The 24,313-nt window shown below is 70.1% G+C and carries 21 protein-coding genes and 2 rRNA genes (1 of these 23 running past the window's edge); 4 read left to right on the forward strand and 19 right to left on the reverse strand.

The features are described from left to right. Nucleotides 1-140 precede the first annotated feature (140 nt). On the forward strand, nucleotides 141-1,931 hold the full coding sequence (argS, locus tag HC362_RS13490; RefSeq protein ID WP_243084165.1) for an arginine--tRNA ligase: 1,791 nt from the start codon (nucleotides 141-143) through the stop codon (nucleotides 1,929-1,931). Between the two features lie 42 nt (nucleotides 1,932-1,973). Here argS and HC362_RS13495 read toward each other — a convergent pair whose 3' ends face one another. The 12 genes from HC362_RS13495 to HC362_RS13550 form a co-directional block, all read right to left on the reverse strand. Continuing rightward, nucleotides 1,974-2,543 carry a GAF domain-containing protein gene (locus tag HC362_RS13495; protein WP_243084166.1) on the reverse strand — a complete coding sequence of 190 codons (570 nt, stop codon included), beginning with the start codon at nucleotides 2,541-2,543 and terminating at the stop codon, nucleotides 1,974-1,976. Then, nucleotides 2,524-3,114: an ATP/GTP-binding protein gene (locus HC362_RS13500; RefSeq protein WP_243084167.1), complete on the reverse strand. Its 591-nt coding sequence runs from the start codon at nucleotides 3,112-3,114 to the stop codon at nucleotides 2,524-2,526. Before HC362_RS13500 ends, HC362_RS13495 begins: the two co-directional genes overlap by 20 nt. After that, the gene (locus HC362_RS13505) at nucleotides 3,092-3,499 is read right to left on the reverse strand and encodes a DUF742 domain-containing protein (RefSeq protein ID WP_243084168.1); all 408 of its coding nucleotides are present in this window, start codon (nucleotides 3,497-3,499) and stop codon (nucleotides 3,092-3,094) included. Before HC362_RS13505 ends, HC362_RS13500 begins: the two co-directional genes overlap by 23 nt. Next, the gene (locus tag HC362_RS13510) at nucleotides 3,496-3,921 is read right to left on the reverse strand and encodes a roadblock/LC7 domain-containing protein (RefSeq protein ID WP_243084169.1); all 426 of its coding nucleotides are present in this window, start codon (nucleotides 3,919-3,921) and stop codon (nucleotides 3,496-3,498) included. The genes HC362_RS13505 and HC362_RS13510 overlap by 4 nt, the downstream gene beginning before the upstream one ends. Then, nucleotides 3,914-5,467 (reverse strand): ATP-binding protein, encoded by a 1,554-nt coding sequence (locus tag HC362_RS13515; protein ID WP_243084170.1) that lies wholly within the window; start codon nucleotides 5,465-5,467, stop codon nucleotides 3,914-3,916. The genes HC362_RS13510 and HC362_RS13515 overlap by 8 nt, the downstream gene beginning before the upstream one ends. A gap of 183 nt (nucleotides 5,468-5,650) precedes the next feature. Then, a complete protein-coding gene (locus HC362_RS13520) occupies nucleotides 5,651-6,007 on the reverse strand; it encodes a cupin domain-containing protein (protein WP_243084171.1) in 357 nt (118 codons plus the stop codon). A 349-nt stretch (nucleotides 6,008-6,356) separates the two neighbouring features. Then, nucleotides 6,357-7,358: a porphobilinogen synthase gene (gene hemB, locus HC362_RS13525; protein WP_243084172.1), complete on the reverse strand. Its 1,002-nt coding sequence runs from the start codon at nucleotides 7,356-7,358 to the stop codon at nucleotides 6,357-6,359. Next, on the reverse strand, nucleotides 7,355-9,007 hold the full coding sequence (locus HC362_RS13530; protein ID WP_243088552.1) for a bifunctional uroporphyrinogen-III C-methyltransferase/uroporphyrinogen-III synthase: 1,653 nt from the start codon (nucleotides 9,005-9,007) through the stop codon (nucleotides 7,355-7,357). The genes hemB and HC362_RS13530 overlap by 4 nt, the downstream gene beginning before the upstream one ends. Before the next feature lie 86 nt (nucleotides 9,008-9,093). Then, entirely contained in the window at nucleotides 9,094-10,104 is a 1,011-nt protein-coding gene (gene hemC / locus HC362_RS13535; RefSeq protein WP_243084173.1) for a hydroxymethylbilane synthase, read from the reverse strand. Further along, a complete protein-coding gene (locus HC362_RS13540) occupies nucleotides 10,101-11,408 on the reverse strand; it encodes a glutamyl-tRNA reductase (protein ID WP_243084174.1) in 1,308 nt (435 codons plus the stop codon). The genes hemC and HC362_RS13540 overlap by 4 nt, the downstream gene beginning before the upstream one ends. Continuing rightward, nucleotides 11,405-12,223, reverse strand: a complete 819-nt coding sequence (locus HC362_RS13545; RefSeq protein ID WP_243084175.1) for a redox-sensing transcriptional repressor Rex — start codon at nucleotides 12,221-12,223, stop codon at nucleotides 11,405-11,407. The genes HC362_RS13540 and HC362_RS13545 overlap by 4 nt, the downstream gene beginning before the upstream one ends. A 302-nt stretch (nucleotides 12,224-12,525) precedes the next feature. Next, the gene (locus HC362_RS13550; protein WP_243084176.1) at nucleotides 12,526-12,762 is read right to left on the reverse strand and encodes a glutaredoxin family protein; all 237 of its coding nucleotides are present in this window, start codon (nucleotides 12,760-12,762) and stop codon (nucleotides 12,526-12,528) included. Between the two features lie 176 nt (nucleotides 12,763-12,938). Here HC362_RS13550 and HC362_RS13555 point away from each other — a divergent pair, with 176 nt between their 5' ends. The 3 genes from HC362_RS13555 to HC362_RS13565 all read left to right on the forward strand — a co-directional run bounded on the left by HC362_RS13555 (nucleotide 12,939) and on the right by HC362_RS13565 (nucleotide 16,839). Next, entirely contained in the window at nucleotides 12,939-13,892 is a 954-nt protein-coding gene (locus tag HC362_RS13555; protein WP_243084177.1) for an HAD-IB family hydrolase, read from the forward strand. A gap of 380 nt (nucleotides 13,893-14,272) precedes the next feature. Beyond that, a complete protein-coding gene (locus HC362_RS13560) occupies nucleotides 14,273-15,277 on the forward strand; it encodes an ECF subfamily RNA polymerase sigma factor, BldN family (RefSeq protein WP_243084178.1) in 1,005 nt (334 codons plus the stop codon). 239 nt (nucleotides 15,278-15,516) lie between these two features. Further along, nucleotides 15,517-16,839 (forward strand): DUF5667 domain-containing protein, encoded by a 1,323-nt coding sequence (locus HC362_RS13565; RefSeq protein ID WP_243084179.1) that lies wholly within the window; start codon nucleotides 15,517-15,519, stop codon nucleotides 16,837-16,839. 24 nt (nucleotides 16,840-16,863) lie between these two features. Here HC362_RS13565 and HC362_RS13570 read toward each other — a convergent pair whose 3' ends face one another. The 7 genes from HC362_RS13570 to HC362_RS13600 all read right to left on the reverse strand — a co-directional run. After that, a complete protein-coding gene (locus HC362_RS13570) occupies nucleotides 16,864-18,033 on the reverse strand; it encodes a lysophospholipid acyltransferase family protein (protein ID WP_243084180.1) in 1,170 nt (389 codons plus the stop codon). Then, the gene (locus HC362_RS13575; RefSeq protein ID WP_243084181.1) at nucleotides 18,026-19,123 is read right to left on the reverse strand and encodes an NAD-dependent epimerase/dehydratase family protein; all 1,098 of its coding nucleotides are present in this window, start codon (nucleotides 19,121-19,123) and stop codon (nucleotides 18,026-18,028) included. Before HC362_RS13575 ends, HC362_RS13570 begins: the two co-directional genes overlap by 8 nt. Before the next feature lie 132 nt (nucleotides 19,124-19,255). Beyond that, complete coding sequence (locus tag HC362_RS13580; protein ID WP_003948845.1) at nucleotides 19,256-19,354, reverse strand: AURKAIP1/COX24 domain-containing protein; 99 nt, start codon at nucleotides 19,352-19,354, stop codon at nucleotides 19,256-19,258. 184 nt (nucleotides 19,355-19,538) lie between these two features. Beyond that, entirely contained in the window at nucleotides 19,539-19,748 is a 210-nt protein-coding gene (locus HC362_RS13585) for a helix-turn-helix domain-containing protein (protein ID WP_157846443.1), read from the reverse strand. Between the two features lie 1,069 nt (nucleotides 19,749-20,817). Further along, nucleotides 20,818-21,996, reverse strand: a complete 1,179-nt coding sequence (locus HC362_RS13590; RefSeq protein ID WP_243084182.1) for an acetoin utilization protein AcuC — start codon at nucleotides 21,994-21,996, stop codon at nucleotides 20,818-20,820. A 79-nt stretch (nucleotides 21,997-22,075) separates the two neighbouring features. Next, nucleotides 22,076-22,192: ribosomal RNA gene (gene rrf, locus HC362_RS13595) — 5S ribosomal RNA — on the reverse strand. 60 nt (nucleotides 22,193-22,252) lie between these two features. Next, nucleotides 22,253-24,313 (reverse strand): 23S ribosomal RNA (locus HC362_RS13600); it runs 1,060 nt beyond the window's last position.

Raw genomic sequence — 24,313 nt, forward strand, 5'->3', positions numbered from 1 at the left:
GCGTGCTTGCAAGCCTGCGGCCCCATTGTCCCACCCGTGCCACGGCGGCTGCCCCACCCGTATATGCGAGGCGGCGGCGCTGTCGTACGTGGGATACTGGGCACCGCATCCAGCCACCCCGACGGAACGGTCAGCACTCCATGGCTACGGTCCCCTCCCTTGCCGCTACGGTCCACCAGCGCGTCTCGGACGCCCTCTCGGCTGCGCTGCCGGAGGCCGCCTCCGCCGACCCGCTGCTGCGACGCAGCGACCGGGCGGACTTCCAGGCCAACGGCATGCTGGCGCTGGCCAAGAAGCTCAAGGGCAACCCGCGGGAGCTGGCCGCCAAGGTCACCGAGGCGCTGCCGGTGGACGAAGAGAACGCGGTGATCGCGCACATCGAGGTCTCGGGTCCCGGCTTCCTCAACATCACCGTCGCCGACGAGGCGATCATGGAGAACCTCCGGGCCCGGCGGCAGGACGAGCGGCTGGGCGTGCCCTACAAGGACAACCCCGGCACGACGGTGATCGACTACTCCCAGCCGAACGTCGCCAAGGAGATGCACGTCGGGCACCTGCGCTCCACGGTGATCGGCGACGCCGTCGTGCATCTGCTGGAGCACCGGGGCGAGAAGGTGATCCGGCGCCACCACATCGGCGACTGGGGCACCAACTTCGGCATGCTCATCCAGTATCTGATCGAGCATCCGCACGAGCTGGACCACGAGTCGGACACGGCGGGCGCCAAGGACGCGGGCGAGGCCGCGATGGCCCGGCTCAACCGGCTCTACAAGTCCTCGCGCGCGCTCTTCGACTCCGACGAGGACTTCAAGTCCCGGGCCCGGGACCGGGTGCCGGCGCTGCAGAGCGGCGACCCGGAGACGCTGGCGCTCTGGCACAAGATCGTCGACGAGTCGAAGACGTACTTCCAGGGCGTCTACGACGAGCTGGACGTGGAGATCAGGGACCCGGACATCGTCGGCGAGAGCGCCTACAACGACGACCTCCAGCAGGTCGTCAAGGACTTGGAGGAGTCCGGCGTCGCCGTGCGCTCCGAAGGCGCGCTCTGCGTCTTCTTCGAGGACGTCAAGGGCCCCGACGGCACACCCACGCCGCTCATCGTCCAGAAGTCCAACGGCGGCTTCGGATACGCCGCCACCGACCTGGCCGCCATCCGCAACCGGATCGGCGAGCTGAAGGCCGACACCCTGCTGTATGTGGTGGACGCCCGGCAGTCGCTGCACTTCCGGATGGTCTTCGAGACGGCACGGCGCGCGGGCTGGCTGCCCGAGGGCGCTGCCCGGCAGCTGCCGTTCGGCACCGTGCTGGGCAAGGACGGCAAGCCGTTCAAGACCCGGGAGGGCGAGACGGTGCGGCTGGTCGACCTGCTGGACGAGGCGGTCGAGCGCGCGGCCTCCGTCGTCCGCGAGAAGGCCGCCTCCGGGGGCGAGGGCGAGCTGACCGAGGAGGAGATCCAGCGGCGGGCGCAGCAGGTGGGCATCGGCGCGGTCAAGTACGCCGACCTGTCCAACTCGATGACCCGGGACTACGTCTTCGACCTGGACCGGATGGTCTCCCTCCAGGGCGACACCAGCGTCTACCTCCAGTACGCCTACGCGCGGGTCCGCTCGATCTTCCGCAAGGCGGGCGAGCTGCGGCCGGTGGCGCACCCGGAGCTGGAACTGGCCCCGGCCGAGCGGGCGCTGGCCCTGCACCTGGACGCGTTCGCCGACACGCTGGTGACGGCGGCGGACGAGTACGAGCCGCACAAGGTGACGGCGTATCTCTACGAGCTGGCCACGCTCTACAGCCGGTTCTTCGAGAACTGCCCGGTGCTCAAGGCGGACACGACGGAGCAGTCCGAGAACCGGCTGTTCCTGTGCGACCTGACGGCCGAGGTCCTCCACCAGGGCCTGGCGCTGCTGGGCATCCGCACGCCCGAGCGGCTCTGAGGCCCGGGCTGCCCGAGCTGCTCTGACGCCTGGAGAAGTCCCTCAGCGCCGAGGGCCGTCGGTCCTCAGGATCTCCTCCTGCAACTGCGCGGCCATCGTCTTGATCAGCCGCAGCCCCTGCTGCCCCCAGGGGCGCGGCCGCTGGTCGGTGGCGCAGATCGTGCCCAGCGGCATGCCCGAGTGGTCCAGCAGCGGCGCGCCCAGGTAGGAGGTGATGCCCACCTCGTCCACCACGGGGTTGACCGCGAAGCGGGCGAAGTCGCGGACGTCCTCCAGCACCAGCGCGCTGCGCCGGGCCACCACGTGCACACAGAAGCCGTGGTCGCGGGCCATCACCCGGCCCACCCCGCCGCCCGGGTCGACCGGGCCCTTCTCCGGGTCGACGGTCGAGTCGTACAGCCCGGAGAAGAACTGCTGCTCCTCGCCGATGAAGTTGACCATCGCGAACGGCGCGTCGGTGGCCCGGGCCAGCTCACGGGCGAAGGCGTCGAACTCCGGTGCCGGACGCTCCCCGATCCCCAGCTCCCGCAGCCGCGCCACCCGCTGCGGTGCCTCCGTGTCCTGCGGGGTCAGCAGCAGCCGGGCCGTGGGATCAAGCGGTGCGGATGACATGGGTGCTCCTCGGGTCGATCAAGTGCTGGACGAGAGAGATCAGGACGCCGGTCGACGAGTGGGCCTGGCGCGCGTCGCACAGCACCACGGGCACGCCCGTGTCGAGGTCGAGCGCGGCCCGCACCTCGTCGGGGGTGTAGCGGTGGGAGCCGTCGAACTCGTTGACGGCCAGCACGAAGTCGACGCCTCGCCGCTCGAAGTAGTCGACGGCCGGGAAGCAGTGCTCCAGCCGCCGGGTGTCGGCGAGCACCACGGCGCCCAGCGCACCGGCCGACAGCTCGTCCCACATGAACCAGAAGCGGTCCTGGCCCGGGGTGCCGAACAGGTACAGCACATGGCCGGTGTCGAAGGTGATCCGCCCGAAGTCCATCGCCACCGTGGTGGTGGCCTTCTGCTCCACGCCCTCCAGACTGTCCGTCGCCGCGCTCACCTGGGTCAGCAACTCCTCGGTGCTCAGCGGCTCGATCTCGCTGACGGCCCCCACGAACGTCGTCTTGCCGACCCCGAAGCCCCCGGCCACGAGGATCTTCACGGCGGTCGGGAAGGGATCAGAGTCTGCTACGGAGCCCATCCAGCACCGCCTCCAGCACTTCTCGGTCGGTCGGGTCGGGGCCCTCCTGGAGATGGATGGGCCCCCGGGTGGTGACGGCGCCGCAGTCCAGCAGGTCGGACAGCACCACCTTGGTCACGGCGGCCGGCTGCCGGATGACAGCAGCGATCTCGGCGACGGACACGGGGCGTTCGCACAGCCGCAGCACCTGGGTGTGCTCCGGGCCCGGATAGCCGTCCGGCCACTCCCCGGTCGCCAGCACCATGGTCAGCAGATCCAATTGAGCCGACGGCCTGGTGCGGCCCTCGCTGACGGTGTAGGGCCGCACCAGCCGCCCCGCGTCGTCGTCGAGCCACGGTTCGTCGTCGTCGGAACCGTGCGCACCGGGGGGCGGAGTAGCCGTCATGCGCCACTGTCGCCGCTGTGCAGTCTCACGGGGGTGGCCAGATACGGGCGGACGCTCTTGACCAGCATCGCCATCTCGTATCCCAGCACCCCCGCGTCGGCCTCGCTCCCGGCGAAGACGGCCAGACAGGCACCCTGGCCCGCGGTGGTGACGAACAGCAGCGAGGTGTCGAGCTCGACCACGACCTGGCGCACCCCGTCCCCGTCGGCGAAGCGCACTCCCGCACTGCGGGCCAGCGAATACAGCCCCGAGGCGAGCGCGGCCATATGGTCCGCGGTGTCGGGTTCCAGTCCGTGCGCGGCCTTGACCAGACCGTCCGACGACAGCAGCAGAGCGCTGCGGGTGTGCGGTACGCGCTCGACGAGTCCGGTCAGCAGCCAGGACAGGTCCGCCGGCGTCTGATGTGCGGGGGCTTCATTCATGGTGATCGTGTTTCCTCCTGGTGGGGGAGCCGGCCCCGTCGTCGGGGAGTGACGGCCAGTGGCCGCCTTCTTCGGGAGCGGCGCGCTCCGCACGGCCGACCCCGCGCCGGAAAGCGGCCATCAGCCCGGGATCGTGCCCACGCTCCTCGCCCCCCGTGTCAGCCGCCGGCGCCTCCCGCAACTCCGGAACGATGTGCTGCTGCCGACGCCGCTGCGGCAACGGCGGCCGCGGCTCGCCTCCGGCGCGCGGCTGCGGCGCGGCCCCGGTCTCCGCGGCGGGCGGCGGCGTGGATGCGGCCTCCCTCGTCGGTGGTGCCGCATGGCGGCCGGGGGAGCGGGTGAGGCGCAAGGTGGGTTCGTGACCGGCGGAGGGTGCGGCGGGGTGCGGGTCGCCGGACGTGGCCCGTTCGGGGGCGGGCTCGGGGTGACCGCCCAGCATGGAGTGGGGGAGGACGAGGACGGCTTGGGTGCCGCCGTAGATGTTGGTGCGCAGTTGGACGGCGATGCCGTGGCGGCGGGCCAGGGTGCCGACGACGTAGAGGCCGATCCGGCCGTCCGAGAGCAGGGAGGCGACGTCGACGCCGTCGGGGTCGGCCAGCAGGGCGTTCATGCGCTGCTGTGCGGCTTCGGTCATCCCCAGCCCGCGGTCCTCGACCTCGATGGCGAGCCCGGCGGTGACCTGGCTGACCCGCAGCAGCACTTGGGTCCGCGGCGCGGAGAACACCGTGGCGTTCTCCACCAGTTCGGACAACAGGTGGATCACGTCGGCGACGGCGTGGCCGCCCACGGCGCCCTCCACCGGCGGCACCAGCTTGACCCGCTGGTAGTGCTCCACCTCGGCAGCCGAGGAGCGCAGGATCTCGGTCAGCGGCACCGGCCGCGTCCACTGGCGGCGGGAGACGGCGCCGCCGAGTACCGCCAGGTTCTCGGCGTAGCGGCGGATGCGGGTGGCCAGATGGTCGACCTGGAAGACGCTCTTGAGGATCTCCGGGTCCTCGACCTGGTTCTCCAGCTCGTCCAGCACCCGGATCTCGCGGTGGAGCAGCGACTGGAGACGGCGGGCGAGGTTGACGAAGACGGCGACCCGGTCGGCGGCGTCGGCGCCCGGCCGCACGGGATCCGCCTCCCGGAACGCGGCCGACGGGGCCGGCTGCTCGCCCGCCTCCAGCCTGCGCAGCTGCGTCCGCATCGCGTACTGGCTGCGTTCGGCGGCGCGCCGCAGCGCCGCGTACTGTTCGAGCGTCGTACGGGCCTGCGCGGACGCGCCCCGGACGCCGAAGGTGAGCGCTCCGGCGACGGCCAGCAGCGCGACGGCGAGCGCGGCGAGGGATCCGGCGTCGCCGAAGCCGGTGTCCACAGCGGCTTCGTCCGGCTGCCAGGTGGACCACAGATACGCCACCGGCACAGCGGCGGCGAGCGCCACGACCAGCGCGGGGGTGCACACCAGCCGCACCATGCGGCGGCGCAGCGCCGCATCCCCTGTGACGCCGACGGCTGCGGGCGCTTCCCCCAGCGCGTACGTCGGGGAACTCGAAGGTTCGGGCATCGGTCCCCTCAAGCAGTTCCGATGAGGCGGAAGGAGGACTTTCACCCTCCGGAGAACGATCGTTCTCCGGAGAGTGAGGTGAGTCTAGTCAGTACGGCGTGACGGCGGGGGCCGGAACGGACTTCGTCACAACTGCCACACATTTCACGTGCGTTGCGCCGTTCCGGCCTCCGCGCGGCAGCCTCAGCGCTGCGGGAAGAACACGTACAGCAGGCAGCCCTGTTCGCTGCGCGGCGTGTGGGTGGATCCCTTCGCACCCCGGATCCGGGTGCCTGCGGGATAGCTGCCGCCCTCGTCCTGGAGTTCTCCCTCCAGGACGACCACGATCTCGCTGCTGTCACCGTGGTGGTCGGGCTCGGTGTAGCCGGAGCCGGGCGCGAACCGTACGTACGCCTCACGCGGCAGCGGGTCCGAGCCGTCGGCCGGGTCGGTCCAGTCGACCACCTGGGCCGTCACACCCGGGTACAGCTCGATCGGGTCGATCCGTCCCCGCGTCTCGGATTCGACCACCTGGAAGCCGGGTCGGGCGAGAGTCGTCATGGAGTGCTCCTCGTTCTGCGAAGGCTCTGCGACAAAGGGGACTCGCGAGACGGAAGAGGTGCACCGTCGAGGTTCGCGCGGGGTAAGCCGCCCAGCACAGCGCAATGACGTGTCGACGACCGCACATGCACCGGGTGAACTCACGGACGTCCGGCACCAGTTCGGTCGAAGCGGGGAGATCGTAAGTGATCCTTCCACTTGTCCACAACGGAAACGTCCGTTCACAGCAGACACGGAGAAGCACGGAGAAGCAGGGAGAAGCACGGAGAACACACGAAGAACGCGGAAGGGCGCCATCCGCCCCGCGGATGACGCCCTGTTCCGGAAACTTCTCGCCGGACTCGCCGGTTCAGCGCCGCGCGCGCAGCAACCCCGCGGCCTCCGTCGCCCAGTAGGTGAGGATCATGTTCGCGCCGGCGCGGGTGAAGCTCGTCAGCGTCTCCAGGATGGCCGCCTCGCGGTCCACCCACCCCTTCTCGGCGGCGGCCTCGACCATCGCGTACTCACCGGAGATCTGGTAGACGCCGACGGGGACCTCGGCGCGCTCGGCGAAGTCCCGCAGGATGTCCAGATACGGCAGCCCCGGCTTGACCATCACCATGTCCGCGCCCTCGGCCAGGTCCAGCGACAGCTCGCGCAACGCCTCACGGGCGTTGGCCGGGTCCTGCTGGTAGGTCTTGCGGTCGCCCTGGAGCGAGGAGCCGACGGCCTCCCGGAACGGCCCGTAGAAGGCGGAGGAGTACTTGGCGGTGTACGCGAACATGGCGATGTCCGTGTGCCCGGCATCCTCCAGCGCCGCGCGGACGTACGCGATCTGGCCGTCCATCATGCCGCTGGGGCCCAGCACATGGGCGCCCGCGTCGGCCTGGACGCGGGCCATCTCGGCGTACCGCTCCAGCGTCGCGTCGTTGTCCACGCGGCCGTCGCCGGTCAGCACCCCGCAGTGGCCGTGGTCGGTGTACTCGTCCAGGCACAGGTCCGACATCAGCACCAGCTCGTCGCCGACCTCGGCCCGCACGTCCCGCAGCGCCACCTGGAGGATGCCGTCCGGGTCGGTGCCCGCGCTGCCCCGCGCGTCCTTCTTCGCCTCGTCCGGCACGCCGAACAGCATCAGCCCGCCGACGCCCGCCTCGACCGCCTCCACGGCGGCCTTGCGCAGCGTGTCGCGGGTGTGCTGCACCACCCCCGGCATCGTGCCCACCGGCACCGGCTCGCTGATGCCCTCCCGTACGAAGGCGGGCAGGATCAGGTGCGCGGGCTGCGTGCGGTGCTCGGCGACCAGGCGACGCATGGCCGCCGTGGTACGCAGCCGCCTCGGCCGGGCCGCCGGGTAGCTGCCGTACGTGCTCATGATGTGCGTGCCCTCCTCCTGGCCGGGCGCTTCTCGCTCGGCCGCTTCACCTGTTCACCCGCCTCGACGGCCGCGGCACGGCGCTGGGCACCGAAGTCGGCGAGCGCCTCGGCCAGCTTGTGCACCGACGGTTCGGGCGACATGACATCCACCCGCAGCCCGTGCTCCTCCGCGGTCTTCGCGGTGGCCGGGCCGATACAGGCGATGACCGTGACGTTGTGCGGCTTGCCCGCGATGCCCACCAGATTCCGCACCGTGGACGACGAGGTGAACAGCACCGCGTCGAACCCGCCGCCCTTGATGGCCTCCCGGGTCTCGGCCGGCGGCGGCGAGGCGCGCACCGTCCGGTAGGCGGTCACGTCGTCCACCTCCCAGCCCAGCTCGATCAGGCCGGCCACCAGCGTCTCGGTGGCGATGTCGGCGCGGGGCAGGAACACCCGGTCGATCGGGTCGAACACCGGGTCGTAGGGCGGCCAGTCCTCCAGCAGACCGGCCGCGGACTGCTCACCGCTGGGCACCAGGTCGGGCTTGACGCCGAACTCGATCAGCGCCTTGGCGGTCTGCTCACCCACGGCGGCGACCTTGATCCCCGCGAAGGCGCGGGCGTCGAGACCGTACTCCTCGAACTTCTCGCGGACCGCCTTGACCGCGTTGACGGAGGTGAACGCGATCCACTCGTAGCGGCCCGTCACCAGGCCCTTGACCGCGCGCTCCATCTGCTGCGGGGTGCGCGGCGGCTCCACGGCGATGGTCGGCACCTCGGCGGGCACGGCGCCGTAGGAGCGGAGCTGGTCGGAGAGGGAGGCCGCCTGCTCCTTGGTGCGGGGCACCAGGACCTGCCAGCCGAACAGCGGCTTGGACTCGAACCAGGCCAGCTGCTCGCGCTGGGCCGCGGCACTGCGCTCGCCGACCACGGCTATGACGGGCTGACCGCCGTCCGGCGACGGCAGCACCTTGGCCTGCTTGAGGGTCTGGGTGATCTGGCCCAGCGTCGAGGTGAAGGTGCGCTGCCGGGTGGTCGTCCCGGCCAGCGTGACGGTCAGCGGGGTGTCCGGCTTGCGCCCGGCGGCCACCAGCTCACCCGCCGACGCGGTGACCTGGTCCAGAGTGGTGGAGACGACGACGGTCGCGTCGCTGACACCCAGCTCGGTCCAGCACCGGTCGTCCGCCGTCCGCGCGTCCACGAACCGCACATCGGTGCCCTGCGCGTCGCGCAGCGGAACCCCGGCGTAGGCGGGCACGCCCACGGCAGCGGCGACACCCGGTACGACCTCGAACGGAATGCCCTGGTCGGCCAGCGCCAGCATCTCGCGGGCCGCGTCCGAGTCCAGCCCGGGGTCGCCCGCGACCGCACGCACGACCCGCTTGCCGGCGCGCGCGGCGGCTATGGCAGACTCGCCCGGGTCGAGGGCTGCATCGTCGGCCGCTGCGGAGGCAGTTGACGCCTCATCAGCCACGGCTTGCAGCGGTGTGTCCACACCTGCCCTGGTATGGGCACGTACGACGTCGTACACGCGCGGGTCGGCGACCAGTACGTCGGCCTGCCCCAGCGCCTCGACGGCGCGCAAGGTCAGCAGTCCCGGGTCTCCGGGCCCGGCACCCAGGAAGGTGACGTGTCCGTGTGCACCGTGCAGGTGCTGTCTGTTCACGACTGCCGTCTTCTGTGCGGTGCTCGACTTGTCGGCGCGCGCTGTGCTCGGCTTGTCGGCGCGCGACCTGTCGGCGGCGGTGGGGCTCAAAGTGCTCGCTCCCCCATCAGACCGGCCGCACCCTTGGCGAGCATCTCGTCGGCGAGCTCCCGGCCCATGCGCGCGAAAGGCGCAAGGTCGGTGGAACCGCCGTCGGACGCCGGTACGGGACCGGTGGTGGACAACTGCACCAGCGTGCGGCCGTCGGTGGTGCCGACGACGCCACGCAGGCGCATTTCGGTGACAACCTGCCCCTCGACAAGCAGGTCGGCCAGCGCCCCCACAGGAGCACTACAGCCGGCCTCCAAGGCGGCGAGCAGGGTTCGCTCAGCGGTGACGGCCGCCCGTGTGAACGGGTCGTCCAGCTCCGCGAGCTGTGCGGCCAGATGCGTGTCGGACGCCACGCACTCGACGGCCAGTGCCCCCTGTCCGGGGGCGGGAAGAACCTGGTCGGGCTCGATCAACTCGGCAGCCTCCTCCTCGAGGCGGCCGATGCGCTCGAGACCGGCGGCGGCGAGAACGACGCCGTCGAGCTCACCGGAGCGCACGTACCCGATCCGCGTATCGATATTCCCCCGGATCGGGACGGTCTCGATCTCGACCCCGAGCGTACGCGCCCAGGCGTGCAATTGCGCCATCCGGCGAGGAGAGCCGGTGCCGATCCGCGCCGTGCCGGGCGCCGCCGCCCTGGCCAGCGCCTCGAACCCGAGCCCGTCCCGGCCCACCAGCACATCCCGCGCGTCGGCACGGGCCGGCACCGCGGCCACCGCGAACTCGTCGGGCTGGGTGGTCGGCAGATCCTTGAGCGAGTGCACGGCGAAGTCGACCTCACCGCGCGCGAGCGCGTCCCGCAGCGCGTTGACGAACACCCCGGTGCCGCCGATCTGCGCGAGCTGCTCCTTGCTGATGTCCCCGTACGTGGTGATCTCCACCAGCTCGACGGGCCGCCCGGTACGCCTGCGCACTTCCTCGGCGACCAGCCCGGACTGCGCCATGGCGAGCTTGCTGCGGCGGGTGCCCAGCCTCAGTGGGGGGTTGGCTGTGGCGTCGGTGTTCATTGCCGCTCCTGTTCCGGATTGCTGACAGCGGCGACCGCCTGCGGGTCGAGGTCGAAGAGTTCACGCAGCGCGTCGGCGTACCCGGCACCGCCGGGCTCACCCGCGAGCTGTTTGACGCGCACGGTCGGCGCGTGCAGCAGCTTGTCCACGACACGGCGCACGGTCTGCGTGATCTCCGCGCGCTGCTTGTCGTCCATCCCGTGCAGCCGCCCCTCGAGACGCGCCATCTCGCCGGCGACGACATCGGCGGCCATGGTGCGCAGCGCCACGACGGTCGGCGTGATCGTCGCCGCCCGCTGCGCGGCCCCGAAAGCGGCGACCTCCTCGGTCACGATGCCCCTGACGGCCTCCACGTCGCCCGCCATCGGAGCGTTCGCCTCAGCATCGGCCAGCGACTCGATATCCACAAGCCGCACCCCGTCGATCCGGTGCACGGCTGCCTCGACGTCCCGGGGCATGGCGAGGTCGAGGACGGCCAGCGTGGAGCCGCGTCCGGCGACGGCGCCCTCGATGTCGGCAGCGCTCAGCACCAGCCCAGCGGCCCCGGTGCAGGACACCACCACATCGGCTGCGGCCAGCTCGTGGGCGACCGAGGCCATCGGCAGCGCCTTCGCCTGAAGGCTGTCCGCCAGCCGCTGGGCCCTTTCCAGCGTCCGGTTGACGATCACCAGTTCGCCCGCACCGGCACGCGCCAGCGTCACCGCGGCGAGCGAGGACATCGACCCGGCGCCGATCACCAGCGCCCGGCGGCCGCGTACCCACTCGTCCACCGGCGCCCCGTCGGCCAGCTGCTCCAGGCCGAAGGTCACCAGCGACTGCCCGGCCTTGTCGATACCGGTCTCCGAGTGCGCGCGCTTGCCCACCCGCAGCGCCTGCTGGAAGAGATCGTTCAGCAGCCGTCCCGCGGTGTGCTGCTCCTGCGCGACGGCCAGCGCGTCCTTGATCTGGCCGAGGATCTGCCCCTCGCCCACGACCATCGAGTCGAGCCCGCACGCCACCGAGAACAGATGGTGCACGGCCCGGTCCTCGTAGTGCACGTACAGATACGGGGTGAGCTCGTCCAGCTCCACCCCGCTGTGCTGGGCCAGCAGCGTCGAGAGTTCGGCGACACCCGCGTGGAACTTGTCGACGTCCGCGTACAGTTCGATCCGGTTGCAGGTCGAGAGCACGGCGGCCTCGGCCGCAGGCTCGGCGCCCACAGTGTCCTGAAGCAACTTTCCCCGCGCCTGCGGGGCCAGCGCAGCCCTCTCCAGCACGCTGACCGGCGCGCTGCGGTGACTCAGACCGACGACCAGCAGGCTCATGCCGGCATCACGGCGGGCAGGTCCCCGTCATTTCCGGGCTCGGGCGGCCGCTTGGTGACAGCCGCTGCGGGCGGTGCCGCGGGCGGCGCGGTGTCCGTCTCGGGGGGCATGCCTTCGCCGGGGCGCCGGCCCGGGGGCCCGCCGATGTCCTCGCCGGCCTTGCGCTGCTCGTGGAAGGCGAGGATCTGCAGCTCTATCGACAGGTCCACCTTGCGCACGTCGACCCCTTCGGGGACGGACAGCACGGTGGGCGCGAAGTTGAGGATGGAGGTGATGCCGGCGGCCACCAGCCGGTCGCACACCTGCTGCGCGGCGCCGGCCGGGGTGGCGATCACGCCGATGGACACCCCGTTGTCCGAGATGATCTTTTCCAGCTCGTCGGTGTGCTGCACGGGAATGCCCGCCACGGGCTTTCCGGCCAGGCTCGGGTCGGCGTCGATCAGCGCCGCCACCCGGAAACCGCGCGAGGCGAAACCGCCGTAGTTGGCGAGCGCCGCGCCGAGATTACCGATACCGACGATCACAACCGGCCAGTCCTGGGTGAGGCCCAGCTCGCGGGAGATCTGGTAGACGAGGTACTCCACGTCGTAGCCGACCCCGCGGGTGCCGTAGGAGCCGAGGTAGGAGAAGTCCTTGCGGAGCTTGGCCGAATTCACACCCGCCGCGGAGGCCAGCTCCTCCGAGGAGACCGTGGGCACCGAGCGCTCGGACAGCGCGGTGAGCGCCCGCAGATACAGCGGAAGGCGGGCGACGGTCGCCTCGGGGATCCCTCGGCTCCGACTCGTCGCCGGACGGTGATTTCGGCCAGTTGCCACGGTGCTCCTGCCGGTTGCGCGAAGCGGTGAGCGGTCGTTTGCCAGGCACTCTCCCGGACCGCTCCGTCGCGCCCAGGCTATGCCTTTGTGAACGCGTGCACAAAGATTGTGTCCGGTTTGTCCGGCCAACGTGACCGGCGCCACAGCCACCAACGGGGACACCCGGCCACACTCCTCACGTATACGCCCCCGGACGGCAAAACGCCCTCGATACTAATCGAAACGAACTCGAACCCTGACCACATTCCCACTGGACAAGCACGCCCTGGGCAGTCCTCGAGCGGGGTTCGAGCAACGCCGCGTCACGCGGTGAGCGCGCTGCGCAGACGTTCCGGGTCGACGCGCCAGAAGTCGTGCTGCTGCCCGTCGACGAGCACGACCGGGATCTGCTCCCAGTACAGCCGGTAGAGCTCCCGGTCCTGGTTGATGTCCTTCTCCTCCCAGGTGGCGCCCACTTCGTCGCACACCCGGACCACCACGTCCCGCGCCACGTCACACAGATGGCACCCGGGCTTTCCGATGAGGGTCACAGTCTTCATCCCCCCATTCTCCCGCCCACCCGCCACGCACCCCCAAATCCGGACCCCCGGCCGTTCACCCCTCCCGCCGCAACCCCTCGGGGGACAACCCCCGGACCCCCGGCCGTTCACCCCTCCCACACCCCGGGCAATCCACACGCAACCGTCCGACCGAACAGACTGGCTATGCTCGCGGCATGGCCCTTCCCGCATGGCTCACCTCTCGCAAGCGCTCGGCGACCGCGCGCAGCGTGCTCGCAGGCGAGGCGGCCGCCGAGGCCGCGCGCAAGCAGGAGCAGGAGCAGGCGGCGGCCGAGCGCGAAGGCGCCGGGACCGCGGAGGCGGCAGGGGCCGAGGAAGCCGAGTTCCCCGTCGCGGGGGACGTGCGCGCTGCCGCGTTCTTCGACCTGGACAACACGGTGATGCAGGGGGCCGCCCTCTTCCACTTCGGCCGCGGCCTCTACAAGCGCAAGTTCTTCCGGAAGCGCGAGTTGACCCGCTTCGCCTGGCAGCAGGCGTACTTCCGGCTCGCAGGGTCCGAGAACGCCGACCACATGCAGGACGCCAGGGAGAGCGCGCTGTCCATCGTCAAGGGACACCGGGTGTCCGAGCTGATGGCCATCGGCGAGGAGATCTACGACGAGTACATGGCGGGCCGCATCTGGCCGGGCACCCGCGCGCTGGCGCAGGCGCACCTGGACGCGGGGCAGAAGGTGTGGCTGGTGACGGCCGCGCCGGTGGAGACGGCGACGATCATCGCGCGGCGGCTCGGGCTGACCGGCGCGCTGGGCACGGTCGCCGAGTCGGTCGGCGGTGTCTACACCGGGCGGCTGGTGGGCGAGCCGCTGCACGGGCCGGCGAAGGCGGAGGCGGTACGGGCGCTGGCCGCAGCCGAGGGGCTCGACCTGGACAGGTGCGCGGCGTACAGCGATTCGGCGAACGACATCCCGATGCTGTCGCTTGTCGGTTATCCGTATGCGATCAATCCTGACAGCCGCCTTCGGGCGCACGCTCGTGAAATGGGCTGGCGGCTGCGGGACTACCGCAAGGGCCGCAAGGCGGCCAAGGTGGGCATCCCGGCGGCGGCCGGGGTCGGCGCGCTGGCCGGAGGCGCGGTCGCCGCGGCCGCTGTCCAGCGCCGCCGCCGCTAGCCCCCTCATTAGGGCAGGCGTCCGCACGCGCGGCACGCGCAACGCCCGGCGTACGTCCGCCGCGTGTCGCCGCCGACGGGTAATCCAGCAGTGCTACCCGGGGCTCGGGGCCGGCAGTCGCCGTTCGCCGGGTCGGGCGGAACACATCACCGGGGCATCAGATTCAGCCAGCAAAACGATCAAAAGCAGTCCCCGAATCGCACCCGAATGCGGCTTCAATCCGTAACAGAGCGAACCGAACCGACGTTTTTGGCAACTAGGTGTAGTGCCGCCTGTACGAAGCGTTATTCTCCTCAGACGCAATTCGGTACCCATCCGTCCCTACGCCGGGTGAACGGTCCCGCACTGCACGTGATGGAAGCTCTGCCTCTGGGAGTCCCGTGTACCCACACGTCGGGGTTGACGCCTCGGGCCTGGCTACGCTGCGCACGACAGTCATCGACCAACTGCGTGCGTTCGTCCCCACCGCGTACGCCGTCCCTGCCCTCGCCGCAACAACCGCAACTGTCCCCGCAGGAACCTCAACCGTCCCCGCAGGTCCCTGCCATGCCCTCGCCCGCCGCGCCGCCCGCGCCCTGACCCCCGCGGCCGATCCGGCCGCGCCCGCCGCGTCCCCGGCGGTCACGTCCCGCACCACGGCCTCGACGGCCGCCTCCGCCGCCTCGACCACGGCCCTGTCCACTGCGTCCGCTGCGTCTGCCGCGTCCCCCGCCTCCTCGTCGAACCCGGCGGCAGCACGCCCGAACGCCGCGGTCGCGTCCCGCACCTCCACCGCGAGCGGCAGGCGCGCCCGCGGCACCGGCACGACCGCACGGCGCCCCGCGGCCTCGGACACCGACAGCCGCCGCATGATGGAACTGGTCGAACGCGCCCAGGACGGGGAGGCCGAGGCGTTCGGCAGGTTGTACGACCAGTACAGCGACACCGTCTACCGCTACATCTACTACCGGGTCGGCGGCCGGGCGACCGCCGAGGACCTGACCAGTGAGACCTTTCTGCGCGCCCTCCGCCGCATCGGAACCTTCACCTGGCAGGGCCGCGACTTCGGAGCCTGGCTGGTGACCATCGCCCGGAACCTCGTCGCCGACCACTTCAAGTCGAGCCGCTTCCGCCTCGAAGTGACCACCGGCGAGATGCTCGACGCCAACGAGGTGGAGCGCTCCCCTGAGGAATCGGTCCTGGAGTCCCTCTCCAACGCCGCCCTGCTGGAGGCCGTACGTAAGCTCAACCCCCAACAGCAGGAGTGCGTAACGCTCCGATTTCTGCAGGGGCTCTCCGTGGCCGAAACCGCCCGGGTGATGGGCAAGAACGAGGGCGCGATCAAGACGCTCCAGTATCGCGCCGTCCGCACCCTCGCCAGGCTCCTCCCCGACGACGCGCGCTGAGCGCCCGTCGGCCGGGCGTCCGCATGCCGCGGCGCCCGCCGTCGGCCGGGACGGAGAACCGGTCACATCATCGTGACATCCGACTCCGTAACCCGAGTGGCTTGCGCTCGTTGTCGGGGTTGCAGACTCCCCGTAGCCGTGACTGCCCGGGGCTCACTCCCTCCTGAGTGAACGCGGTCGGCCACGCTCATGCCTGTGTGGTGGGGAGCCGACCGTGCTGACGAGAGGAGGTGCCGCCGGTGATCGGATCCGTGCCGACGAGCCGACGGGCCATCGCCTTCGCCCAAGCCCTGGACGAGCAGGAGCGCGACACGGGCGCGGCGGCCGATGGAGGGCCGGAGGGGCCCCCGGCCAGGGATGCCTCCCGGCCGACGGCTGAGGAGAGGACGGGCGAAGGGGCACCACCGACGGACACCCCGCACAGCCACCGGGCCGACGGGGTCGACCGGTCGCTGCTCTCCCTGGCGGACTCACTGCGCGTACTGCCACGGCCCGGACTGGACCCCCAGGTCAAGTCGGTCCAGCGCGCCCAGCTGATCGCCGCCATGGAAGCGGCCTTCGGCGAGGGCGAGACGGCGGCACACGGCGCGCACTTCCCCGAGCAGCGCGACGCCCGCACCGGCTCCCACGGCCGCGGCGGCGCACACCGCGCACCCGGCCTCGGCCCGCTCGGCAAGCTGCGGCCCAAGACCCGGCTGGGCAAGGGCCTCGCAGCCGGCGGACTGAGCGTCGGCGTCGCGGCGAGCGCCTTCGGCGGCGCCACAGCGGCCAGCACCGACGCGCTGCCCGGCGACTCGCTCTACGGCCTCAAGCGCGGCATGGAGGACCTCCAGCTCGACCTGGCGGGCAGCGACGCCGACCGCGGCAGCCTCCTCCTGGACCACGCCTCCACCCGGATGAACGAGGCCCGCCGTCTGATGGAGCGCGACCGCTCCGGCGAGCTGGACCACGAGGCGCTCGCCGAGGTCCGCAAGACCCTCTCCGGGATGCGGCACGACGCCTCCGAGGGCCACCGGCTGCTGAGCGCCGCCTACCAGCGCAACGGCGACCTGGCCCCGATCCGCTCCCTCTCGGCCTTCTCCAGCAACCACCGCGACGGCTGGACGAAGCTGCGCGACCGGCTGCCGGTGCAGCTGCACGACGTCAGCTCCGAGGTCAGCTCCGTCTTCGACGCCATAGACAAGGACGTGAGCCCGCTGCGCTCGCTCCTGCCCCGCGAGCGGACACAGACCCCGCGCGAACGGGAACCGGGCACGGGCGACCGTACGGGCGAGGAGCAGCCCTCCGCGCAACCGGACTCCCCCTCGGCCGAGGACAGCGCCGGACGGCAGGGCGGCGACAGCGAACAGCCGTCACCGTCCGACTCCCGGCGCGAGGGCGACGGACTGCTCGGCGGCGGACTGCTCGAGCCACCCGAGAACCCGGCCAGGAAGGGCAGCCCGTCCCAGTCCGGGCCCGACTCCGGCAGCCCCTCCGCACCCGACGGCGGGCCCCGGGTCACCCTGCCGCCGCTCGTCCCCGACGTCCTGCCCCGCCTCGACCTGAACGGCGACGGCACATAACCGCGCCGGCCGGTGCGGCGGCGCTCAGAAGAAGACCGAACGCCGCCGCACCAGCAGCTTGTAGAGGGTGTGCTGAATCGTCTCCCGGACCTGATCGGTCAGGTTGAACATCAGCATCGGGTCCTCCGCCGCCTCCGGGGGATAGCCGTCGGTTGGCACCGGCTCGCCGAACTGGATCGTCCACTTCGTCGGCAGCGGCACCGCGCCCAGCGGCCCGAGCCAGGGAAAGGTGGGCGTGAGCGGGAAGTAGGGGAAGCCGAACAGCCGGGCGAGCGTGCGGGAGTTGCCCACCATCGGGTAGATCTCCTCGGCGCCCACGATCGAGCACGGCACGATCGGCGCCCCCGCACGCAGCGCCGTCGAGACGAAGCCGCCCCTCCCGAACCGCTGGAGCTTGTAGCGGTCGGCGAACGGCTTGCCGAGCCCCTTGAAGCCCTCCGGCATCACCCCGACGACCTCGCCCCGCTCCAACAGCGTCTGCGCGTCCTCGGCGCAGGCCAGCGTGTGGCCCGCCTTCCGCGCCAGCTCGTTGACGAGCGGCAGTACGAACACCAGATCGGCGCCGAGCAGCCGCAGATGGCGGTCGGCGGGATGCTGGTCGTGCACGGCGACCTGCAGCATCAGCCCGTCCAGCGGAAGCGTCCCCGAGTGGTTGGCCACCACCAGCGCGGCACCGTCGGCGGGTATGTTCTCCACGCCGCGCACCTCGACGCGGAAGTACTTCTCGAAGACCGGGCGCAGCAGTGTCATCAGCACCTGGTCGGTCAGCTCCTGGTCGTAGCCGAAGTCGTCGACCTCGTACTCCCCGGTGACCCTGCGCCGCAGGAAGTCCAGCCCGCGTGCGGCACGCGTCTCCCAGTCGGTCCCCAGCACGCGCTCCAGCAGCCCACCGGCCTGGGCGGCGCCTCCCTCGCCCGCAGCGCGACCGGACCCGGACCCGGCCCCTGACTCCTCGGACTCGTCGCGGCCCTGCGGTCCTGCGGAGTCCTCCGCCGCCTCAGCGCCGCCCGCGCCCACCGTGCCCTCCGTGCCCTCCTGCCGGCGGCCCGGCAGGGGCGTCAGGCCCGGCCGCCGCCCCGTACGGCCCGTACGGCCGCCGTCCCCCGGACTCCGCTTGGAAGAGGCCGCCGAGGCCCCCGCGCCGCGCGAGCGGTCCCTGTCGTCGTCGAAGGGTATGACCTTCGCGTCAGCCATCCTGGCGCACCTCCTCGGGCCTCGCCGCGCCGGCGGTCGACGTCTGCGGGGCCGGTTTCCCTGGCAGCAGTGCCGCCAACCGGTCGACTGTCCCGGCGATCCTGTGCGGCGGCAGCAGCCCCGGGCCGTGCTCCGTCGCGAAGGCGTCGAGCGTCTGGGCGGTCGTGCGGCGCGGTGTGAAGCCCAGCACGTCACGCGCGTTGGCCGTCCGCACCACCCGCCCATGGGTGAGCAGCCGTATCTGTTCGGGCGAGAAGTCCGTCGCGCCCACCGAGCGCAGCACGCTGCGGCTCCACCGGATCGCGGGCAGCAGCATCGGCACCGTCGGCCGCCCCAGACGCCGTGCGCACTGCGACAGCAGCAGCACGCCGTCCCCGGCTATGTTGAACGTACCGGCGGTGAGCGTGCCCCGGCGCGGCTCGCCCGCCGCCAGCCGCAGCACCTCGATCACGTCGTCGTCGTGCACGAACTGCAGTCTGGGGTCGTAGCCCAGCACGGTGGGCAGGACGGGCAGCGAGAAGTACGCGGCCAGCGGCGACTCGGCGGCGGGGCCGAGGATGTGCGCGAAGCGCAGCACGGTCACCGCCACATCCGGACGGCGCCGGGCGAACCCGCGTACATATCCCTCGACTTCTACGGCGTCCTTGGCGAAGCCGCCACTGGGCAGATTCCGCACGGGCGTCGACTCGTCGAAGACGGCGGGATCACGGGGCGCGGAACCGTACACACTCGTCGTCGATTTGATCACCAGACGACTGACGGTGGGCGCTTTCTGACAGGCGCCGAGCAGCTGCATGGCACCGATGACATTGGTCTCCTTGACCGCTCCCCGCCCACCGCCCCCCAGCGTCGGCGGAGTGCCGTGCACATCCATGTGGACGACCGTGTCGACGGCGTGCTCGGCCAGCACCTTGCCGATGGCCGGCTGCCGGATGTCGGCCCGCACGAATTCGGCGCCGTCGAGGTCCTCCACGGGGGCCTGCGCGTCCACCCCGATCACCCGGCTCACCTCGGGCTCACGCTGGATACGGCGCACGAAACGGCCGCCGAGCGGCCTGGCCACCCCGGTGACGAGCACGACCTTGCCCACGTTCCCTCCCTGACACCCGGATACGGTCCGCGCCTGCCCCACAAGAGCCGCACCGCGCATGCATAGCAGAACCGCCGCCTTTCTCTCCGCACGGAGAGAAAGGCGGCGGTCAGTGGCGTGCGGTGCGCTCGCTCACTTCTTGTTGCGACGCTGCACCCGCGTCCGCTTCAGCAGCTTGCGGTGCTTCTTCTTCGCCATCCGCTTACGCCGCTTCTTGATGACAGAGCCCACGACTACCCTCGCTCACGGATCATCCCCGCATGACGCGGGGCGAACTCATTTCGATACTCGGTGCGGGGCGTCCGAGCCCACACGACCTACATGGGGCCACCCTACCCGCCACCCGGGAATGGTCGTGAATCGAGGGGGCACCGGGGCTCCGGTGCAGCAGTGACCGAACACACCCGATGTCGGCCTAGGCGCTCTCCACCCCCACGTACGACTCCTCGAGGTACTCGTGGACGGCCTTCTCCGGCACCCGGAAGGACCTGCCCACCCGGATCGCCGGCAGATGACCGCTGTGCACCAGGCGGTACACGGTCATCTTGGAGACTCGCATCACCGCGGCGACCTCCGCCACGGTCAGGAACACGACCTCGTTCAACGGCCGTTCGTCAGCAGCCATGTCACACCTGAACCTTCCGCACATGTCGGGCACCGGCTTCCCCTCCGGTGTCTCCTGCTCGCATGTGCGCTCCTCCCCAGATTAGGGGCGCGTGATGCAAGTGGTGAAGAGGAGTAGGGATCGCCCGCCTACCGTGACAGACACGCTCGATTGAGTACATAGCGAGTAAGCGCGCGGTAGTAATCGGACTGCGCAGCGTCATCCGCCGGAACGCCCGCGCCCCCTCGTCCCTTGCCTGACTTCCGCCCTCCCGCGCCGAGCGCCGCCCCCTGCGCATCCGGCGGCCCGCGCGCCCCTTTACCGCGCTGACCTGCACTGACAGCTCAACCATCGCCCGGCGTCGACGCCTTGGGTGAGGGCTGCACGCGGCCACCACGCACGGCGGCACCGCCTTGGGAGCCGGCGGGGCGCACGCCTTCGCGCCCCGCGCACGGCCTCTCGGACGAGCGCCTGTTTCGCAGAACAGCGCGACCCCCCTTACGTAGGAGAAGCCGCACTGACGTACCCGGAATCGCATCGCTATGTCGACAGGTCTCCCCTGCGACGGTGCTAGAACGAGGCACTCGGGCGCCGACAGCGGTGGGGCCAATGTGGCGTAGTTGACCGGGAGACGGACGGGAGACAGCGCCACACCGGCACCACCGGGCCCGGCCGGCCGACGGCCGCGCCGACACGACCGACCCCGAACCGGCGGTAAACAGTCCCGGGACTGCCGATACCCCACCCCGCCCCGCCCTCAACCGAACACATACGGAGCGATGTGCTCCGTTGCCGTCATCCGCCCCCGCGGCGGGGTGGCGCCACAGCGAGTGGTGGGGGTGGTGAGGAGTGGTGAGGACTGGGCTGTCAGCGCGTGGAGTTGGAGGGCATCGAACGACAGCCGGGCGGAGCGCGAAGCGGCGGTCGAGCGGGCGGCGCCTCTCCAACGGCGGCCGGACGGGGGCCCGGAGCGGCCCGGACACGGGCCGGGCTGGGCCGGAGCAGGCCGGGCCGACCGCAGCAAGCCGGGCCGGGCCGGAGCGGGCCGGAGCAGGTCGGGCCGGAGCAGGCCAGGTGGGCAGCCGTGCGGCTACGGCAGCAGGCCGTGGGCCGGGAACACCGCCCGGCGGGTCGCCAGCACCGCCTGGTCCAGTCGGTCAGCGGGGTCGTAGCCATCTCCCCACTCCCGCCACCGCGGTTCGAGACCGTCCGTCATCCGCTGCGGGGCCCCGGCGCTGCCCGTACGCGCGTACACCTCCTGCCGCCACTCCGCGGGGACTTCGGTCTCCCGCGGCACCGGCGCACCCGCCGCGATCGCCACCAGATGCGTCCAGGTGCGCGGCACCACATCCACGACCGCGTAACCGCCGCCTCCGGTGGCCAGCCACCGGCCCCCGGCAAAGGTGTGCGCCCACTCGTGCGCGGCCTCGGCCGCCAGGCGCTGGGCATCCACACTGACCGCCAAGTGCGCCAGCGGATCCTCGACATGGGTGTCGGCGCCGTGCTGGGAGACCAACACCTGTGGCCCGAAAGCCTCCAGCAGCTCCGGCACCACCGCGTGCACGGCACGCAGCCATCCCTCGTCCCCGGTGCCCGGCGGCAGCGCCACATTCACCGCACTGCCCTCGGCACCCTCACCGCCGCACTCCTCCGGCCACCCGGTGCCGGGGAAGAGCGTGCCGGGGTGCTCGTGCAGCGAGACGGTCAGCACCCGGGGATCGTCCCAGAACACCGCCTCGACGCCGTCACCGTGATGTACGTCCAGATCGACGTACGCGACCCGTTCGACGCCGAGCTCCAAGAGCCGGGCGATGGCGAGCGCAGGATCGTTGTACACACAGAATCCGGAGGCGCTCTGCGGCATCGCGTGGTGCAGCCCGCCGGCGAAGTTGACCGCATGCAGCGCCTTCCCCTGCCACACCGCCTCGGCCCCGGCGACCGACTGCCCCGCGATCAGAGCGGAGACCTCGTGCATGCCCGCGAACGCGGGGTCGTCCGGGGTACCGATGCCGTACCGGGGCTCGGCGGACGCGGGATCGAGCGAAGCGCGGCGGACCGCGTCGATGTAGTCAGGCCGGTGCACCAGCCGCAATGTCGAGTCGCCGACGGGCTTGGCCGCGACCACACTCAGCTCGGGGCTGCGCTCCACCCCCAGCGACTCGATCAGGCGCTTCGTCAGCGCCAGGCGTACCGGGTCCATCGGATGGCCACGGCCGAAGTCGTAGCCGGTGACGCCCTCATCCCACATCAACTGCGCGCGGCCGCTCATGCCCGCCACCGTATCGGGCGGGACCGGAACATGAAAAAGGCCCTGTTGGCGTCAGCCAACAGGGCCTTCATCAAAACAAGTTCGGCGGTGTCCTACTCTCCCACACGCTCCCGCATGCAGTACCATCGGCGCTGAAAGGCTTAGCTTCCGGGTTCGGAATGTAACCGGGCGTTTCCCTCACGCTATGACCACCGAAACACGGCGAAACAACAACCAGGTTGTTGTCTCAGAACCAACACAGTGGACGCGAGCCTCTATGGACAAGCCCTCGGCCTATTAGTACCGGTCACCTCCACCCATTACTGGGCTTCCAGATCCGGCCTATCAACCCCGTCATCTCCAGGGAGCCTTAACCCCTCAAAGGGGGTGGGAGTCCTCATCTCGAAGCAGGCTTCCCGCTTAGATGCTTTCAGCGGTTATCCTTCCCGAACGTAGCCAACCAGCCATGCCCTTGGCAGAACAACTGGCACACCAGAGGTCCGTCCGTCCCGGTCCTCTCGTACTAGGGACAGCCCTTCTCAAGACTCCTACGCGCGCAGCGGATAGGGACCGAACTGTCTCACGACGTTCTAAACCCAGCTCGCGTACCGCTTTAATGGGCGAACAGCCCAACCCTTGGGACCGACTCCAGCCCCAGGATGCGACGAGCCGACATCGAGGTGCCAAACCATCCCGTCGATATGGACTCTTGGGGAAGATCAGCCTGTTATCCCCGGGGTACCTTTTATCCGTTGAGCGACGGCGCTTCCACAAGCCACCGCCGGATCACTAGTCCCGACTTTCGTCCCTGCTCGACCCGTCAGTCTCACAGTCAAGCTCCCTTGTGCACTTACACTCACCACCTGATGACCAACCAGGCTGAGGGAACCTTTGGGCGCCTCCGTTACCCTTTAGGAGGCAACCGCCCCAGTTAAACTACCCACCAGACACTGTCCCCGATCCGGATCACGGACCCAGGTTAGACATCCAGCACGACCAGAGTGGTATTTCAACAACGACTCCACGAACACTGGCGTGCCCGCTTCACAGTCTCCCACCTATCCTACACAAGCCGAACCGAACACCAATATCAAGCTGTAGTAAAGGTCCCGGGGTCTTTCCGTCCTGCTGCGCGAAACGAGCATCTTTACTCGTACTGCAATTTCACCGGGCCTATGGTTGAGACAGTCAAGAAGTCGTTACGCCATTCGTGCAGGTCGGAACTTACCCGACAAGGAATTTCGCTACCTTAGGATGGTTATAGTTACCACCGCCGTTTACTGGCGCTTAAGTTCTCAGCTTCACCAGGACGAATCCTGACTAACCGGTCCCCTTAACGTTCCAGCACCGGGCAGGCGTCAGTCCGTATACATCGCCTTACGGCTTCGCACGGACCTGTGTTTTTAGTAAACAGTCGCTTCTCGCTGGTCTCTGCGGCCACCCCCAGCTCACCAAGCATGTTGGATCACCAGGCGTGGCCCCCCTTCTCCCGAAGTTACGGGGGCATTTTGCCGAGTTCCTTAACCATAGTTCACCCGAACGCCTCGGTATTCTCTACCAGACCACCTGAGTCGGTTTAGGGTACGGGCCGCCACACAACTCGCTAGAGGCTTTTCTCGACAGCACAGGATCACCCACTTCACCACAAACGGCTCGGCATCAGGTCTCACCCCTATGCCAGGCGGATTTACCTACCTGACGGGCTACACCCTTACCCCGGGACAACCATCGCCCGGGCTGGACTACCTCACTGCGTCACCCCATCACTCACCTACTACAAGCTCGGACCGTCGGCTCCACCACACTCCCACTCCGAAGAGCAGAAGGGGCTTCACGGACTTAGCATCACCTGATTCGATGTTTGACGCTGCATAGCGGGTACCGGAATATCAACCGGTTCTCCATCGACTACGCCTGTCGGCCTCGCCTTAGGTCCCGACTTACCCTGGGCAGATCAGCTTGACCCAGGAACCCTTAGTCAATCGGCGCACACGTTTCTCACGCATGTATCGCTACTCATGCCTGCATTCTCACTCGTGAACCATCCACAACTCGCTTCCACGGCTGCTTCACCCGGCACACGACGCTCCCCTACCCACCCACACACCCGTTAGAGCTATTGTGTGAGTGACACGACTTCGGCGGTGTACTTGAGCCCCGCTACATTATCGGCGCGGAATCACTTGACCAGTGAGCTATTACGCACTCTTTCAAGGATGGCTGCTTCTAAGCCAACCTCCTGGTTGTCCCTGCGACTCCACATCCTTTCCCACTTAGCACACGCTTAGGGGCCTTAGTCGATGCTCTGGGCTGTTTCCCTCTCGACCATGGAGCTTAT

The organism is Streptomyces sp. 891-h (genome assembly GCF_022760275.1).
Lineage (GTDB): Bacteria > Actinomycetota > Actinomycetes > Streptomycetales > Streptomycetaceae > Streptomyces > Streptomyces spirodelae.